This window comes from Serratia sp. SA088, from assembly GCF_049065515.1.
Classification (GTDB): Bacteria; Pseudomonadota; Gammaproteobacteria; order Enterobacterales; family Enterobacteriaceae; genus Serratia; species Serratia nematodiphila.
Genome location: NZ_JBAKGW010000002.1, coordinates 365,906 through 380,379, shown reverse-complemented (window position 1 = coordinate 380,379; position 14,474 = coordinate 365,906). Strand labels below are relative to the sequence as shown.

12 protein-coding genes are annotated in these 14,474 nt (G+C 62.0%); 7 read left to right on the top strand and 5 right to left on the bottom strand.

Annotated elements, in window-relative coordinates; translation table 11 throughout:
• Positions 1 to 28: 28 nt before the first annotated feature.
• Both ygjK and ygjJ read right to left on the bottom strand, forming a co-directional pair.
• Positions 29 to 2,398, bottom strand: a complete 2,370-nt coding sequence (gene ygjK, locus ACOWVD_RS06725) for an alpha-glucosidase (RefSeq protein WP_421105516.1) — start codon at positions 2,396 to 2,398, stop codon at positions 29 to 31.
• Between the two features lie 17 nt (positions 2,399 to 2,415).
• Complete coding sequence (gene ygjJ, locus ACOWVD_RS06720) at positions 2,416 to 3,486, bottom strand: protein YgjJ (RefSeq protein WP_053091194.1); 1,071 nt, start codon at positions 3,484 to 3,486, stop codon at positions 2,416 to 2,418.
• A 336-nt stretch (positions 3,487 to 3,822) separates the two neighbouring features.
• On the opposite strand from ygjJ, the gene ebgR reads away from it, so the two are divergent.
• The 7 genes from ebgR (at position 3,823) to ACOWVD_RS06685 (ending at position 11,452) form a co-directional block, all read left to right on the top strand.
• On the top strand, positions 3,823 to 4,803 hold the full coding sequence (ebgR, locus tag ACOWVD_RS06715; protein ID WP_015377551.1) for a transcriptional regulator EbgR: 981 nt from the start codon (positions 3,823 to 3,825) through the stop codon (positions 4,801 to 4,803).
• Between the two features lie 167 nt (positions 4,804 to 4,970).
• Positions 4,971 to 8,060 (top strand): beta-galactosidase subunit alpha, encoded by a 3,090-nt coding sequence (gene ebgA, locus ACOWVD_RS06710; RefSeq protein WP_421105515.1) that lies wholly within the window; start codon positions 4,971 to 4,973, stop codon positions 8,058 to 8,060.
• Positions 8,057 to 8,509, top strand: coding sequence for a beta-galactosidase subunit beta (locus ACOWVD_RS06705; RefSeq protein WP_319860788.1), 453 nt, complete (start codon positions 8,057 to 8,059; stop codon positions 8,507 to 8,509). Before ebgA ends, ACOWVD_RS06705 begins: the two co-directional genes overlap by 4 nt.
• A 58-nt stretch (positions 8,510 to 8,567) precedes the next feature.
• Complete coding sequence (locus ACOWVD_RS06700; protein WP_015377554.1) at positions 8,568 to 10,070, top strand: amino acid permease; 1,503 nt, start codon at positions 8,568 to 8,570, stop codon at positions 10,068 to 10,070.
• A 102-nt stretch (positions 10,071 to 10,172) separates the two neighbouring features.
• Positions 10,173 to 10,487 carry an ArsR/SmtB family transcription factor gene (locus tag ACOWVD_RS06695; RefSeq protein ID WP_004941008.1) on the top strand — a complete coding sequence of 105 codons (315 nt, stop codon included), beginning with the start codon at positions 10,173 to 10,175 and terminating at the stop codon, positions 10,485 to 10,487.
• Complete coding sequence (locus ACOWVD_RS06690; RefSeq protein WP_015377555.1) at positions 10,484 to 10,813, top strand: SRPBCC family protein; 330 nt, start codon at positions 10,484 to 10,486, stop codon at positions 10,811 to 10,813. The genes ACOWVD_RS06695 and ACOWVD_RS06690 overlap by 4 nt, the downstream gene beginning before the upstream one ends.
• A 45-nt stretch (positions 10,814 to 10,858) precedes the next feature.
• Positions 10,859 to 11,452, top strand: a complete 594-nt coding sequence (locus ACOWVD_RS06685; protein WP_015377556.1) for an ATP-dependent Clp protease proteolytic subunit — start codon at positions 10,859 to 10,861, stop codon at positions 11,450 to 11,452.
• 5 nt (positions 11,453 to 11,457) lie between these two features.
• On the opposite strand, the gene ACOWVD_RS06680 is transcribed toward ACOWVD_RS06685, so the two are convergent.
• From ACOWVD_RS06680 to ACOWVD_RS06670, 3 genes are read right to left on the bottom strand one after another with little or no spacing between them, the layout of a single operon-like run.
• Entirely contained in the window at positions 11,458 to 12,324 is an 867-nt protein-coding gene (locus ACOWVD_RS06680; protein WP_421105514.1) for a hypothetical protein, read from the bottom strand.
• A gap of 43 nt (positions 12,325 to 12,367) precedes the next feature.
• A complete protein-coding gene (locus ACOWVD_RS06675) occupies positions 12,368 to 13,117 on the bottom strand; it encodes a molecular chaperone (protein ID WP_421105513.1) in 750 nt (249 codons plus the stop codon).
• Positions 13,117 to 14,457 carry a fimbrial protein gene (locus ACOWVD_RS06670; protein WP_049240244.1) on the bottom strand — a complete coding sequence of 447 codons (1,341 nt, stop codon included), beginning with the start codon at positions 14,455 to 14,457 and terminating at the stop codon, positions 13,117 to 13,119. Before ACOWVD_RS06670 ends, ACOWVD_RS06675 begins: the two co-directional genes overlap by 1 nt.
• Positions 14,458 to 14,474 lie beyond the last annotated feature (17 nt).

The window sequence follows — 14,474 nt, the reverse complement described above, 5'->3', positions numbered from 1 at the left end:
GGGCAACGATGGCGGTGGCCGCCGCGGCTTATTGCGTGAAGAAGTCGTTATACAACATGTACAGATGCGCCGCGCTCCAGGAGAAGTTCGGCGCGCCTTGCTGTTTGCCGGTGAGCGGGTTGTAGTTCTCGCGGATCGGCCCGTCGGCGACCAGGCCGTCGGCGTGGCGGAAGAAGGCCTGCGCCATCGCTACCGCGTCGTCGCGATAGCCGTAGCGTTCCATGCCCTTGAGGCCGAAATACAACTGATCGACCCACACGCGGCCGCGCCAGTAGATGTCCGCGCCGAACGCCGGGTTGGTCAGCGCCGCGGTGCCGAGCGGCACGTAGGTATTGAACTCGCGCGGATCCTTCATCACCCTGACCACCGCATCGGCGTGCGGCTGGCTGGCGGCGCCGTTGAACAGCGGCGACCAGCCTTCCGGCCCTTTGCCGCGTTCGACGATCGGTTTGCCGGCGCAGCCGTTGGCCAACGGCCGGCTTTCGATGCGGATGTCGTAGAAGAAACCGCTCTGTTTATCGAACATGCAGGTGTTGATGTAGGCCGCCAGCCGGTCGGCTTTGGCGCGGAAGGCGGCGGCTTCCGCGCCGCGGCCCAGAATATCGGCCATCTCCGCCAGGTAGCGGTTGTCGCTGTACATATAGCTGGCCTGATCCACCGACTCCTGCAGCAGCGAGTAGCCGAGCAGCGTGCCGTCCGGCGCGCGGTTTTCGGCGAATTTCACCTGCCAGTCTTCGCGTTTGCCGCCCTGCGCCACGTAGCGCGCCAATTGATCCGGATCGATAAAGCCGAATACCGCCGCATCGTCACGGCCCGACTCCCAGGAGGCGGCGGTCTGCGCCGGGATCGCGATGCTGTCGTAATGCCCCTCGCGCACGATGCGATCGTAGTTGTCGAGGCCGGCCAGCGTTTGCTCGCGTTGCCCGCGTTTGACGGTAAACAGCATGCGCCCGTCGGGCGTATTGTGCGCTTTGTCGCGGGTGGCGCCGTACTCCGGCACGCCGTTGCCGTTGTGATCGCGGTTGCGCAGCCACCAGTCATGGTAAGCCACCAGCTTCGGGTACATCTCCGCCAGCCAGCCCTTATCGCCGGTGACGCGATAGACCTCCATCACCGCCCAGGCCGCCAGGCTCGGCTTGGTGTTGCGTTCGTTCCAGTTGCCGCCGTCGCCGCCGCGCTCCGGGCTGGGGTTGTAGGCGATAAGGTCGGGCAGGAAACCGGCGTCCCACGGCCGCAAAGCGTCGCCCGGCCGGATCTGGTAGGCGAACACCGCGCGAATGTTGTCCTTGGCCACGTCCGGGTTGAAGTGCGCCATGGCGTAGGCCTGTTTCCAGGTGTCCCACGGCCAGGTCTGGTTGCCGGAGAACCAGCGCCCGGTGACCGACGGGGTGACCGAGTCGAACTTCATCGCCCCGGCGGCGCCGCGCCAGTTGCCGTTCAGCGTTTCTATCGCTTTGACCGCCACACGCGTTTGTTCCGCCGTGGCGTGCGGGTTGCGGAGCCCGGCGGCGAGATAGCGTTCCCAACGCTGGGCCGATGCGGCCATATAGCGCTGCGGGTGAGCGAGGATGTCGGCGATAGCGCGCTGTTCGCGCTGCGCCTCGTCGGCGGTGAGCAGGTGCGAATAGGTGGTGTACAGCGTGGTGGTGCCGGCGATGCGCGCCGTGGCGCGGAAGCGGTGGCCGTCGACCGTGGTGCGCTGCGGCAGCGATTTATGGATCTGATACTCGGACTGGCCGGAGGTCATCAGCTGCGACGGCGCACGCACCTTGCCGAAGGTGACGCGCAGGCCGTCCGCCGTCGGCACAATGCGGCGCGTGTAGTCCGGAAACGCCTGTTCGAGGGTCGCCGGCGGCTGCGGTTTTTGCTCTTTGGCCGCGTAGCGCTCCAGCAATTCGCCATCCCACACCAGCTCCAGCGGCGCATCGGTGATAATTTGCGTCTCCAGCAGCGAGGTGCGCGCACTGGCGAAGCGCAGCGTCAGGTTGACGGTAACTCCCGGCGCGCTGAGCCGCTGCACCAGGGCGCCGGGCAGGCTGTAGGCCGTCATGGTGAAAGACACCGGCTTGCCGTTGCGATATACGCTGAGCCGATCGAAATTGTTGGCCATAAAGTTGATGTATTCTTCGGTCAGCAGCGCCGGGCCGGGGAAACCGCCCATGCCTTCCGGGCCGCTCGGCAACAGGTGGCCATGCCAGGCGCCGAGATCGAAGAACGGGTTGAAGCGTTGATGATCGTCGAAGTCGTAGTCGAGCATAAAATGCGGCGCGCCGTGGCGATCGATAACGTTTGGGTAGCGTTCGGCCTGTGGGGCGGTGGGCGTTTTCGGCGCGCAGCCCGCCAGCGTCAGCGCGAGGGTGAGGGCGGTGGCCAGCGGCGTCAGGGGAGTCATGTTCATCGTAGGGGCCTCAACGGTTACCAATAGAAATATTGCATCAGAAACACCGAGTTGCTGGCGCCGGTGCTGTCATTGCGCATAAAGAATTTGCTGTCCAGCGCGGTGGCCAGCTTACCGCCGGCATATTCGTACCAGACGCCGAACTGGGCGTAGGAGGTGGCGGTATCCGCCGCGTTATCAAACCGGTGGCGGGCGTAGCTGTAGGCGGTGGAGAGGTACAGCCCTTTGGCGGTTTCCGTCATCGCACTGAGCATCAGGCCCGATTCGCTGCCGGGATGGCCGCCGCTGTCGCCTTTGCCGGTGTGGTGCCAGACGCGGCCGGCCAGGTGTTTGCCGCGCAGCCCCAGCAGAAACAGCTGCCCCAGGCCGTCGGTCACCTCCAGGCCGTTCAGCAGCGTCAGACCGTCTTGCAGATCGTACTGGGTGTAGCCGTTGATCATCGCCCGGTAGGTGTATTTGTCGGAGTAGCGGTCGTATTTGCCGAAGTGCAGCAGCGCCTTGCTCTCGTTGATGCGGCTTTCCGGCGCCGCCGTCACGCTGTAGCGAAAGCGCCCGGTCAGGTTTTGCAGCTTGGCGGCGTAGCTGAGATCGCGGGTGTTGGGGATCACGTAGCCGTACTCCGGCGTGAAGTCGCCCCACCATTGCAGATCGTCGAGCGACGAGTCGTTGCGTACGCTGAGCATCATCTCGGTGCCGTCATCGGTACGGTAACCGCCGTAGAAACGGTTCAGGCCCCCCTCGAAGCCGCCCCAGCCGTGTCCGGGCGTCCAGGCGTGGCCCTGGCTGTCGGCCTGCACGGTCCAGCCCTCGCCGTAAATCAGGCCGAACCAATGGCCCTGTTTGATCTCGAGGCCGCCTTCGATGTAGGTGCCGTCGCTGTATTTATGTTGATGTTCGCCGTTCAAATAGACGCTGCCGCCGATGCCGAGCTCGCCGTAAAAGCGCAGGGCGGTCGCGGCGGTTTCGGGCAACGGCGGCGGCGGCAGCTGATTGCGCTCCGCCGGGGTAACGGGGTCCTGCGCCGCCCAGACCGGCGCGCTGAGTATCAGTAACAAGGGCAACAGGGCGTGATGATTTATTGATGTCATGGGGCATGTGCCTGGTGTTGGATGGATCGGCGCGTCAGTCGAACGGCGGCTCACGCAAGGTCGCTCCCGGCTCCTTGGGAGAAGAGATAAAGTCCGCCCGGTCGCGGGCGGTAAACGGCAGGTATATTAGTAAAATATTTAGTAAAAAATACGCTTTAATCAGTAAATCGTTAACTTGATCACAACGGGTGAAATGGGTATCTTTCGCTGCAGGCGCCCGGCAGCGGTTTGTATGAGCGAGCGCCGGCCCGGTCTGGGAAGAGAGGGGCGGGCGGCACTGTACGTTGCGCCGCTATCCGATTAAGCTACCGTTTTTCGTCTGTGCATTGGGACTCTATGGCCACACTGAAGGAAATTGCTGAAGCCGCTAATGTGTCCGTCGCCACCGTTTCGCGCGTGTTGAATGACGACCCCACCCTGAGCGTGAAGGCGCAAACCCGCCAGAAGATCCTGGAAGCGGCGGAGCGCCTCGAATACAAGATTGCGCCTTCCAAACGGCAAAGTGGGCAACGCCTGCAATTCGCCGCGCTGTTCACCTATACGCAGGGTGTGGAGATCAACGATCCCTATTACCTGGCGATGCGCTACGGCATCGAAACGCAGTGCGAAAAACTGGGCGTGATGCTGAGCGCCGGTTACGACTTTACCGGCGACAAGGCGCTGCCGGCGGCCGACGGCCTGCTGGTGATCGGCCGGCCACAGCCCGCGCTGTATGAGCAGCTCAGGCAGCAGGAAACGCCGGTGGTGTTTATCGACGGCGTGGTGGACGATGAGCGTTTCGACTGCGTCAATGTCGACCTGTACAAGATCAGCCGCAAGGTGATCGATTACTTCATCGGCCGTGGCTATCAGCGCATCGGCTTTATCGGCGGGCGCGACCATCCGGCCGGCATCGACCAGCGCGAGCAGGCGTTCGTCGAGTATGGCCGGCAGCAAAACGTGGTGCGGCCGCAGGATATTTACCACGGCGATTTCAGCAGCCAGTCGGGCTACCAGTGCGCCAAAGCGATGTTGCAGAGCAAGAATGGCTATCCGCCGGCGCTGCTGGTGGCGACCGATTCGATCGCCATCGGCGTGCTGCGCGCGCTGCATGAACACGGCATTCAGGTGCCGGGGCAGATCGCGTTAATCAGCGTCAACGACATTCCCACCGCCCGCTTTATTTTCCCCGCCTTGTCCACGGTGCGCATCCCTTCGGAAACCATGGGCGCACAGGCCGTCAACCTGCTGGCGGAGCGGCTGCGCGATGAGCGCGCCGTCCCGCTGTCGATCTTCGTTCCCAGCTCGCTGCAGCTGCGTGACACCACCGTCGCCTGACCGCCCCCCGCCTCGGCGGGGGGCGTTGGCGCTCAAAATTAACGTCATGATAAAAAAAGGCATTTGAGATTTATTGTGATCCTGTCGTCATTTGGTAAATATCGGCTGTAATTTTTACTAAATATTTACTATCGTTTCCGCATTGCACAGGTGTTGGGAGACGTGACGTGAATAATTGGGAAAACATTGAAAAACAGTCGGAGCACCGGTTGGCACCGCGCGCGAGCTTCTTCAGCTACGCGGACGCCGAGCAGGCGCTGAGCTTCGATCGCAACGCCAGCCGGCGTTTCCAGCTGCTGAGCGGCCGCTGGCGCTTTCGGTTCTTCGAGCACCCGGCGCAGGTGCCGGCGGCGTTTTACCGTGAGCCGATGAGCGACTGGGGCGATATGGCGGTGCCGGGCATGTGGCAGTTGGAAGGGCACGGCCACCTGCAGTATACCGACGAGGGCTTCCCGTTCCCGATCGACGTGCCTTACGTGCCGACCAACAACCCCACCGGCGCCTATCAGCGCCACTTTACGCTCGACGCCGGTTGGCGGGACCAGCAAGTGCTGATCAAATTCGACGGCGTGGAAACCTACTTCGAGGTGTACGTCAACGGCGGCTATGTCGGCTTCAGCAAGGGCAGCCGACTGTGCGCCGAGTTCGACATCAGCCCCTATGTGCGGCAGGGCGAGAACCTGCTGTCGGTGCGAGTGATGCAGTGGGCCGATTCCACCTACATCGAAGATCAGGACATGTGGTGGATGGCCGGCATCTTCCGCGACGTTTATCTGATCGGCCAGAGCGCCACTCACCTTCACGACCTGACGCTGGTCACCACCTTCGATGAGCGCTATTGCGACGCGCAGTTGGCGATCGACGCCGAGCTGCGCCATCTCGGATCGCCGGCCGCCGAAGGCTGCCGCCTGCAGGCGCAGCTGTTCGACGGCGATCGCTGCGTGGCGGAGCAGTGGCGCGACGATCTGCGCATCGAGCGGGCGCTGATCTGCCGTTTCGAGCTGCCGGTCAGCCGCCCGCAGCAGTGGAATGCGGAAAATCCCTATCTGTATCAGCTGTTGCTGAGCCTGTATGACGGCGCCGGCAACCTGCTGGGCGTGGTGCCGCAGCGGGTGGGCTTCCGCGAGATCGCGGTGCGCGACGGGCTGATGTACGTCAACGGGCGTTACCTCAAACTGCACGGCGTCAACCGCCACGATCACGATCACCGAAAAGGGCGCGCCGTCGATATGGCGCGGATGGAGCGCGACATCGTGCTGATGAAACAGCACAACATCAACTCGGTGCGCACCGCCCATTATCCCAACGATCCGCGTTTTTACGAGCTGTGCGATCTCTATGGCCTGTTTGTGATGGCGGAGACCGATCTGGAGAGCCACGGCTTTGCCAACGTTGGCGATCTGAGCCGCATTACCGACGATCCGCGCTGGGAGCAGGCTTACGTCGAGCGCATCGAGCGCCACGTGGCGGCGCAGAAAAACCACCCGTCGATCATCATCTGGTCGCTCGGCAACGAGTCCGGCTACGGGTGCAACATTCGCGCCATGGCCCGGCGCTGCAAGGCGCTCGATCCGACCCGCCTCATCCACTACGAAGAAGATCGCGACGCCGAAGTGACCGACGTGATCAGCACCATGTATTCCCGCGTGGCGATGATGAACGCCTTCGGTGAATACCCGCACCCCAAACCGCGCATTCTGTGTGAATACGCCCATGCCATGGGCAACGGCCCCGGCGGGCTGTTCGAATACCAGTCGGTGTTCAACCGTCACGCCAGTTTGCAGGGGCACTATATCTGGGAATGGTGCGATCACGGTCTGCTGAGCCACGACGAGCAGGGGCGCGAGCGCTACCAGTACGGCGGCGATTACGGCGACTACCCGAACAACTACAACTTCTGCATGGACGGCCTGATCTACCCGGACCAGCGCCCCGGCCCCGGCCTGCGTGAATATCAGCAGGTGCTGTGCCCGGTGGAAGTGACGGCGGAAGAAGGCGCAGGCGACGTGCTGCGGGTGAAAAACCGCTACTGGTTCAGCTCGCTGGCGGACATCACGCTGAAGGTCAGCGTCAAGACCGACGGCCGCCAGGTGGCGAGTTACGAATTCAAGCTGCCGCATCTGCAGCCGGGCGAGAGTGAAGACATGCACCTGCCGGTGCTGGCGCTGGGGCAGGGGGAAACGCTGATCGACGTGGCGGTGCATAAAGACAGCGCCACCCGCTACAGCGAGAGCGGCCAACTGCTGGGGCATTACCAGCATCTGCGCCAGGCGGCGACGCGGCTACCGGCTCCACCGTTGGCCGATGCGCCGGCGCTGCAATGCCGCGAGGAAAATCATCAGCTGATCGTCAGCGGCGGCCGGTTCCAGCTGGCGTTCTCGCTGCTGAGCGGCGAACTGCTGTCGTGGCGGGTAGACGATGAAGAAATTGTGGGGCGCGCGCCGCGCATCACCTTCTTCAAACCGGTGATCGATAACCATAAACAGGAATATGAGGGGATTTGGCTGCCGTATCACTTCCCCATCATGCAACAGCATTTCCGCCGCCTCAGCCGACACTGGCAGGGGGAGGGCCTGCTGATCGAGGTGCACAGCCTGATCGCGCCGCCGGTGTTCGACTTCGGCATGCGCTGCACCTATCGCTGGCGCATTTCTCCGCAGGGCTGTGTCAGCCTGGATCTGGCCGGCGAGCCTTACGGCGATTTCCGGCAGGTGATCCCGAAAATCGGTCTCGATTTCGGCATCAGCCGCCGCTTCGAACAGGTGGAGTACTACGGCCGCGGGCCGGGCGAGAACTACCGCGACAGCTGCCGGGCCAACCTCATCGGCCACTACCGGCAGCGAGCTGATGCGCTGTTCGAACACTATCCGTTCCCGCAGGACAACGGCAACCGGCAGGACGTGCGCTGGCTGAGCCTGCAGGACGCGGCGGGCAAGGGGATCTTCATCCAGCCGCGGCGGCCAATCAACTTCAGCCTGTGGCCGTACAGCGCCGAGATGCTGCATCAGGCCCAGCACATCAGCGAGCTGGAGCCTGACGATTGCCTGACGCTGAACCTGGACGATCAGGTGCTCGGTCTCGGCTCCAACTCCTGGGGCTCCGAGGTGCTGGATACCCACCGGGTCTATCTGGCGCCATTCAGTTACGGCTTCACGCTGGTGCCGTTCGACGGCCTGCAAACGGACGGCGCCACGCTCGCCGGTTATGACTTCGCGCCGGCCCCTCATCACCCGCAGTCTGCGGAGGAAAACGCATGATCATTCTCGAATCCCTGACGGAGTTTCAGCGCATTTATCACAGCGGCAAGAAATGGCTGCGCTGCATGGAGGCGATCGCCAATGTCGATCGCATCAGCCCGAACGTGTGCCATTCGATCGGCGACTCGCTGACCTATCGGCTGAGCGTCGGTGCCGGCCGGCAGCACGGCTGGCTGGAAGGCAACCGCCGCTACTTCGACGTGCACTACTACCTCGAGGGAGACGAGATCGTCGAAGTCGCCGACAAACGGGCGCTGACGACGGTGGCGCCCTATCAGGACGAAACCGACCGCGAGTTTTTCAGCGGCGAAGGCGAGAAGCGCCGGGTTGGCAAAGGCAACGTGGTGATCTTCGAAAACCACCAGGCTTACCGCTTCAAAGAAAGCGGCAAGGTAAAAAAAGTCATTTTAAAAGTGACGGTGGAAGACAGCTATTTCATCAACAAATAGCGCGACCGCCGATCGATAACAACAAACCGAAGTCCCCTACACCATTCGGAGAATCTCTATGGCTGCGTCGAACAGAAACACCATCGGCAAGTTTGGCCTGCTGTCGATGACGTTTGCGGCAGTGTTCAGTTTCAACAACGTGATCAACAACAATATTCAGCTCGGCATCGCCTCGTCGCCGGTATTCCTGGTGGCGACGATCATTTACTTCATTCCCTTTTGCCTGATCATCGCCGAGTTCGTCTCGCTCAACCGCAACTCCGAGGCCGGCGTCTATGCCTGGGTCAAAAGCGCGCTCGGCGGGCGCTGGGCGTTTATCACCGCCTACACCTACTGGTTCGTGAATCTGTTTTTCTTCACCGCGCTGCTGCCGCGCGTCATCGCCTACGCTTCTTACGCGTTCTTGGGCTATGACTATGTGTTTACGCCGCTGACCACGGCGATCATCAGCATCTTCCTGTTCGCCTTCTCGACCTACATCTCCAACAGCGGCGCGAAACTGCTGGGGCCGATGACCTCCGTCACTTCGTCGCTGATGCTGCTGCTGACGTTTTCCTACATCATCCTGGCGGGCGCGGCGGTGCTGGGCGGCATCGAGCCGGCCGATCCGATCAACGTGCAGGCGATGACGCCGAACTTCAACTGGGCGTTCCTCGGCATTACCGCCTGGATCTTCCAGGCGGCGGGCGGGGCGGAATCCGTGGCGGTGTACGTGAACGATGTGAAAGGCGGCAGCCGCGCCTTCGTGAAGGTGATCATCGTTTCCGGGCTGTTCATCGGCGTGCTGTATTCGGTGTCATCGCTGCTGATTAACGTATTCGTGCACCGCACCGACCTGCATTTTACCGGCGGTACGGTACAGGTGTTCGAAGGCTTGTCGGCGCACTTTGGCCTGCCGACGGTGCTGATGAACCGCTTTGTCGGCATCGTTTCCTTCACCGCCATGTTCGGTTCGCTGCTGATGTGGACGGCGGCGCCGGTGAAAATTTTCTTCACCGAGATCCCGAAGGGCATTTTCGGCGAGAAAACCATCCGCCTGAACCGGCACGGTGTGCCGACGCGCGCCGCCTGGATCCAGTTCTTCATCGTTATCCCGCTGATGCTGATCCCGACGCTGGGCTCCAGCAGCGTGCAGGATTTGATGAACACGCTGATCAACATGACCGCCGCCGCCTCGATGCTGCCGCCGCTGTTCATCATGCTGGCCTACCTGAATCTGCGTCTGAAGTACGATCGGGTGGCGCGCGATTTCAAAATGGGCTCGCGCCTGCAGGGCATCGCCATCGTCAGCGTGCTGATCGCCATCTTCACCGTCGGCTTCTTCGCCTCGACGTTCCCGACCGGCGCCAGCATCATGACCATCGTGTTCTATAACGTCGGCGGGCTGGTGGTGTTCCTCGGCTACGCCTGGTGGAAGTACAACCGCTACTCAAAGACTCTGAATGCCGAGGCGCGCTACCACGAAGACATGCCGCTGGCGCGTCTCGCGCTGGAAGCGCAGGAGGGGGCGCCTGCCGGTCAACCGGCGCTGACCACGCCCGCATGCAATAAACCGCTGTAATTGCTCACCTCTCGACTCCGCGCCCCGGCGCGGAGTCTCGCCTTGCGAAAAAAATCTGCCTCTGCGTTTGCATAATACATAAGTGAATACTAATGTGTTTGTATGAACGAAAATGACATCTTCAAGGCGTTGGCCGATCCGACCCGCCGCAGCATCTTCGACAAACTCGCTGTCGCCAGCATGAACGCCAGTGCGTTGCGCGAAGGGCTGCCCATCAGCCAGTCGGCGATGTCGCAACACCTGGCGGTGCTGCGTAACGCCGGACTGGTACGCGAGACGAGGCAGGGGCGCTGTGTCAATTACCAGGTCGACCCGGAAGGGCTGGCGCAGATCGCCCAGTGGCTGGCGAAGTACCGCGCCTACTGGCCGGCGCGCATCGACGCGCTGCAAACTTTGCTGAAGGACATGGATCAATGAACAAACAGGCTGAGCGGCCGCCGCGCGACCGGCTGGTGTTGGAATATTCGCTCGAGGCGCCGCCGGAAAAAGTGTGGCGGGCGCTCAGTGTTCCCGAATTGCGTGAGCAGTGGCTGCCGACGGGGGATCTGGCGCAGGCCGAGCCGCTGGCCGCCACGCCGGGCGAGGCGGTGAGCTATCGCTTGCGCGACGACCAACCGCCGTTTCTCGAAAGCGTCGTCACCCTGCAGATCGTGCCGGACGCCGGCGGCGGCAGCCTGCTGCGGATTATCCACCAGCTCGATGCCGCCAACGATGGCCCGCCGACGGTGATGCGCGCCGCCTGACGCGTTAAACACATTTCCCTTTGTTGCCAACCCAGGAGTTCACCGATGCGTGAGAAGATGATGCTCGTCCCGATGGTGGTGGAACAGACCAGCCGGGGAGAACGTTCCTTTGATATTTATTCGCGTCTGCTGCGCGATCGGATCGTGTTCCTTAACGGCGAAGTCAACGACGACGTGGCCGAAATGCTGTGCGCCCAGCTGCTGTTTCTGGAGGCGGAAAACCCGGAAAAACCCATCCATCTTTATATCAACTCGCCGGGCGGAGTGATCACCAGCGGGTTGGCGATTTACGACACCATGCAGTATATCCGCGCCCCGGTGCATACGCTGTGCATGGGCACCGCGCGCTCGATGGGCTCGTTCCTGCTGATGGCCGGCGAATCGGGGCACCGCATGGCGCTGCCTAATGCCAGCCTGCACGTGCACCAGCCGCTGGGCGGCTTTCAGGGGCAGGCCTCCGACATCTTGATCCACGCCGAAGAGATGAAGCGCACCAAAGACACGGTGATTCGGTTGTATGCCCAACATTGCGGCCTAAGTTATGAAGAGGTGGAGCGGGTGTTGGATCGCGATCGCTTTATGACCGCCGACGAAGCGGCGGCCTGGGGGCTGATCGATCGGGTGCTGCGGGCGCGCTAAAGGGCTCAGGAGTGCGTGGCGGATTGTAGCGTTTGCCAAACCCGTTCAAGTCCGAATTCGACCATCGCGAAATAGAGACTAAAATAGTGCTCCGCCATGATGAAGAACGAACTGTTGAGTTCGATCACCACATTATTGGTGGTGGTCAGCAGGCCGGATTTTTCCGCCGCCTGCAGAATGCGGTTCACGTGCGCGCGTGAGACGGAGCAGGACTTGGCGATTTTCGCCGAGGAGAGCAGCAGAAAGGGGGAGTCCTGTCGGATGCTTTCGATAAACAACATCAACAGCACCATGTGGCCGGCATCTTTGCTGATAAACAGCGCGGATTGCGGCACCAGGTCGATCAGGTAGACCTCCTTGAGCATCAGTTGCCCGTAGGCGGCGAAAAAGGTGGACAGAAAGTCGGGCGCCGCCAGCAGCGCCGCGATGGGCATCTGTGGCGCCAGCGCCTGGTAAGGGCGCGCCATTGAGGCGATCAGCGCCTGGGTTTCCGCCAGCGCGTGCGGCGTAGGCTTATAGCGTAACTGGCGTTTGTCATGTTCGCAGGGTTTGACCTCCAGCCGGCGCCCGACCCGTAAAAAGAACAGAAAGGAATCCAGGGAATTCTCGCTGATCATATTCTTCCCTTTGAAAAAGGCTTTGATGTCTTTCAGCGCGGCGGCGTGCTGGTGGTAATAAATGGACAGGATGGTGGAGCAGATGATGAACCGGCTGTTCCTGAAAATGATTTTGTAAAACAGCGGATGCTTCTTGTAGGTCTCCCTCAATAATTCCCCGTGTTTGACGATGGCGGCGTGGAACGCCGGTGACTGCCTGATGATGTTGGCCTGTTTCTCCAGGTGAAACTGTAGCTGGAATCTGCTTAGACTCATTTTCCCTATTTCCTGTACTTAAAAAATGTGCTGCTTTTTATCGTTATGGGTTTGCTGTGTATGGCTTGACGATCTGTTGGCCCTGGTCGTTGATGAGAGTGGCCTGAACGGTGACCTGAGAAGGGAGTGTCGGCGCTGCAACGCCGTCGAGGTGATAATCCCGTATGCTGAACGGCGCGGTCATCATGTCGCTTTCTTGCCGCACCGGGTAATCGCGCCTGTCGGCGTGCACGGCGATGCGCGCGAACGAGAGATAAAACGCCGATCGGTTTTGACAGCGCAGCAGATAACCGTCCGGCGATTTTTGCAGCGTGAACGAAACGGCCTCGGCCGCGTTCTCGGCTTTCCCCTGCAGCGCTCTGGGCCGGTAGAAGATCTTCATCTGGGTGTTCATCGCCAGCGTCACGCGCGACGCCAGCGGCGGCGTGGTCGGCGGGTTAGGCGGGATCTCATACAGGTTGAGCCAGAATACCGACTCCCGGTCGACGGGCAGGTTAGCGCCGGCAAACAGGATGCGCAGCCCTTTCAGCGCAGAAGGCGGCAGGGCGAAAACGCTGGGCAGGGTGACAAACGGTGCGCGGGACAGTTCGGGGGCGGCGTTGACGTCGCCGTTATCGACCCAGGTTTGCGCCACGATCGGGTAGCCGTTGGTGTTGAGCAGCATCAGGGTTTTTTCCGTCTCGCCCTCATGAAAGATCACCCGCGTGGCGGAGGCGATGATGCCTGCCTGCGCGCCGATGGAAGCCAGCACCAGCAGCAGGGCGCATCCCATCGTCAGATATTTCTTTCTCATCATTGAACCTTAACCCAAACGTAGGCCCTGGCGTCCACCTTGCCGGCGGTGACGGTTTGGCCAGGCAACCGGGCGAGCGTGGCGGTGAGCTGGGTGGTGTAGTGGGTAAACCCCGCTGCGGTGCTGCCGCCGCCGCTGGCGCCGTTGAGCACCGGGTACCAGCCGGCGTCGCTGCCCTGCGGGCATTGCCCGGCGCTGCAACGCGTCCAGCCGACAAAGTTCATCGGCGCGCCGTTGCCGGCGTTGGCGAGCGCGATACCCACGCCGGTGGCGACGCTGCTGTCGGTGCCGTAGCCGCTGGAGAGCAGGTAGCTCACGCCGCCGTTGGCGCTGACCAGCCCGAGCTGCTGCGCCGCGACATAGCTTTCATACGGTACCTGCAGGCCGAGGGCGGTATTGTTGCTGCTGACGCCGGATACGGCGGCGTTGTCGCATTCGATATTGATGGTGAACTGCGCCTGTGAGGTTTGCCCGGCGGTCAACTGGCTGACGGAAATGGTCGGCAGGATCACCAGCGGCGTGACGTTGCGCGCCACGCAGGTGGCGGTATAGGTCAATGAGGAGATCGGTGCGGTGCCCATGCCCATCGCGTTCCAGCGCCCGGTGCCCCAGGTGGCGTAGTTGGTGGCGGAATCGCTGCCGATAGGATCCGAAGCGATGCCGGGCCCCTGAAAGGTGACATAGCCGTTCGGCTGCGTGCAGGTATAGTTCGAATTGCCGGTGGTCGACGCCATGCCCACCAGCGGGTTGCCGGCGCTGTAGCCGCAGTAGTTGCTGGCGCCCGCGCCCGGCAGCGAGCTGATGCGGATCAGATCGGCGCGGATGGCGCTGAAGTCTTTCACCCGGATCTGGATTTTGTTGCCGACGGTGGCGTAGCGGGTAATCGGCGCCGACTGCCAGTAACGGGTAAAAACCTTGCCGGAATCCAGGTGGGTCAAACGGATGCCGACGTAGGGGAAGTAGGTGGCGTAATAGTTGGGGTTGCCGTCCCTGGCGCCCAGATCGAAATAGCCGCCGACGCGATCGTCGCCGTTGGTGGCGAAGACTTCATAAATTTGCCCGACATCGCCGGCATCGCATTCATACAGCACCTTGTTTGGGTCGGGATAGCGGGTGCCGGAGGTCAGATCGAACACGCTGGTGCCGAGCGGCGTGCCGACGGGCTGCAGATAGGTGCTGGTCAGGTTGACCCGGCCCAGCGCCGTGCCTACCCCGCAAGGATCGCAGCCGGAGTCGATCCAGGGGGCGACACGCGTGCATTGCGCCAGCGCCGCGGGCGCGCCGAACAGCGACAGGGCGAACAGCGCCGGGGCGGCGACCAGATAAGAAATGTGTTTCATCGTCTCTCCTGAGATCA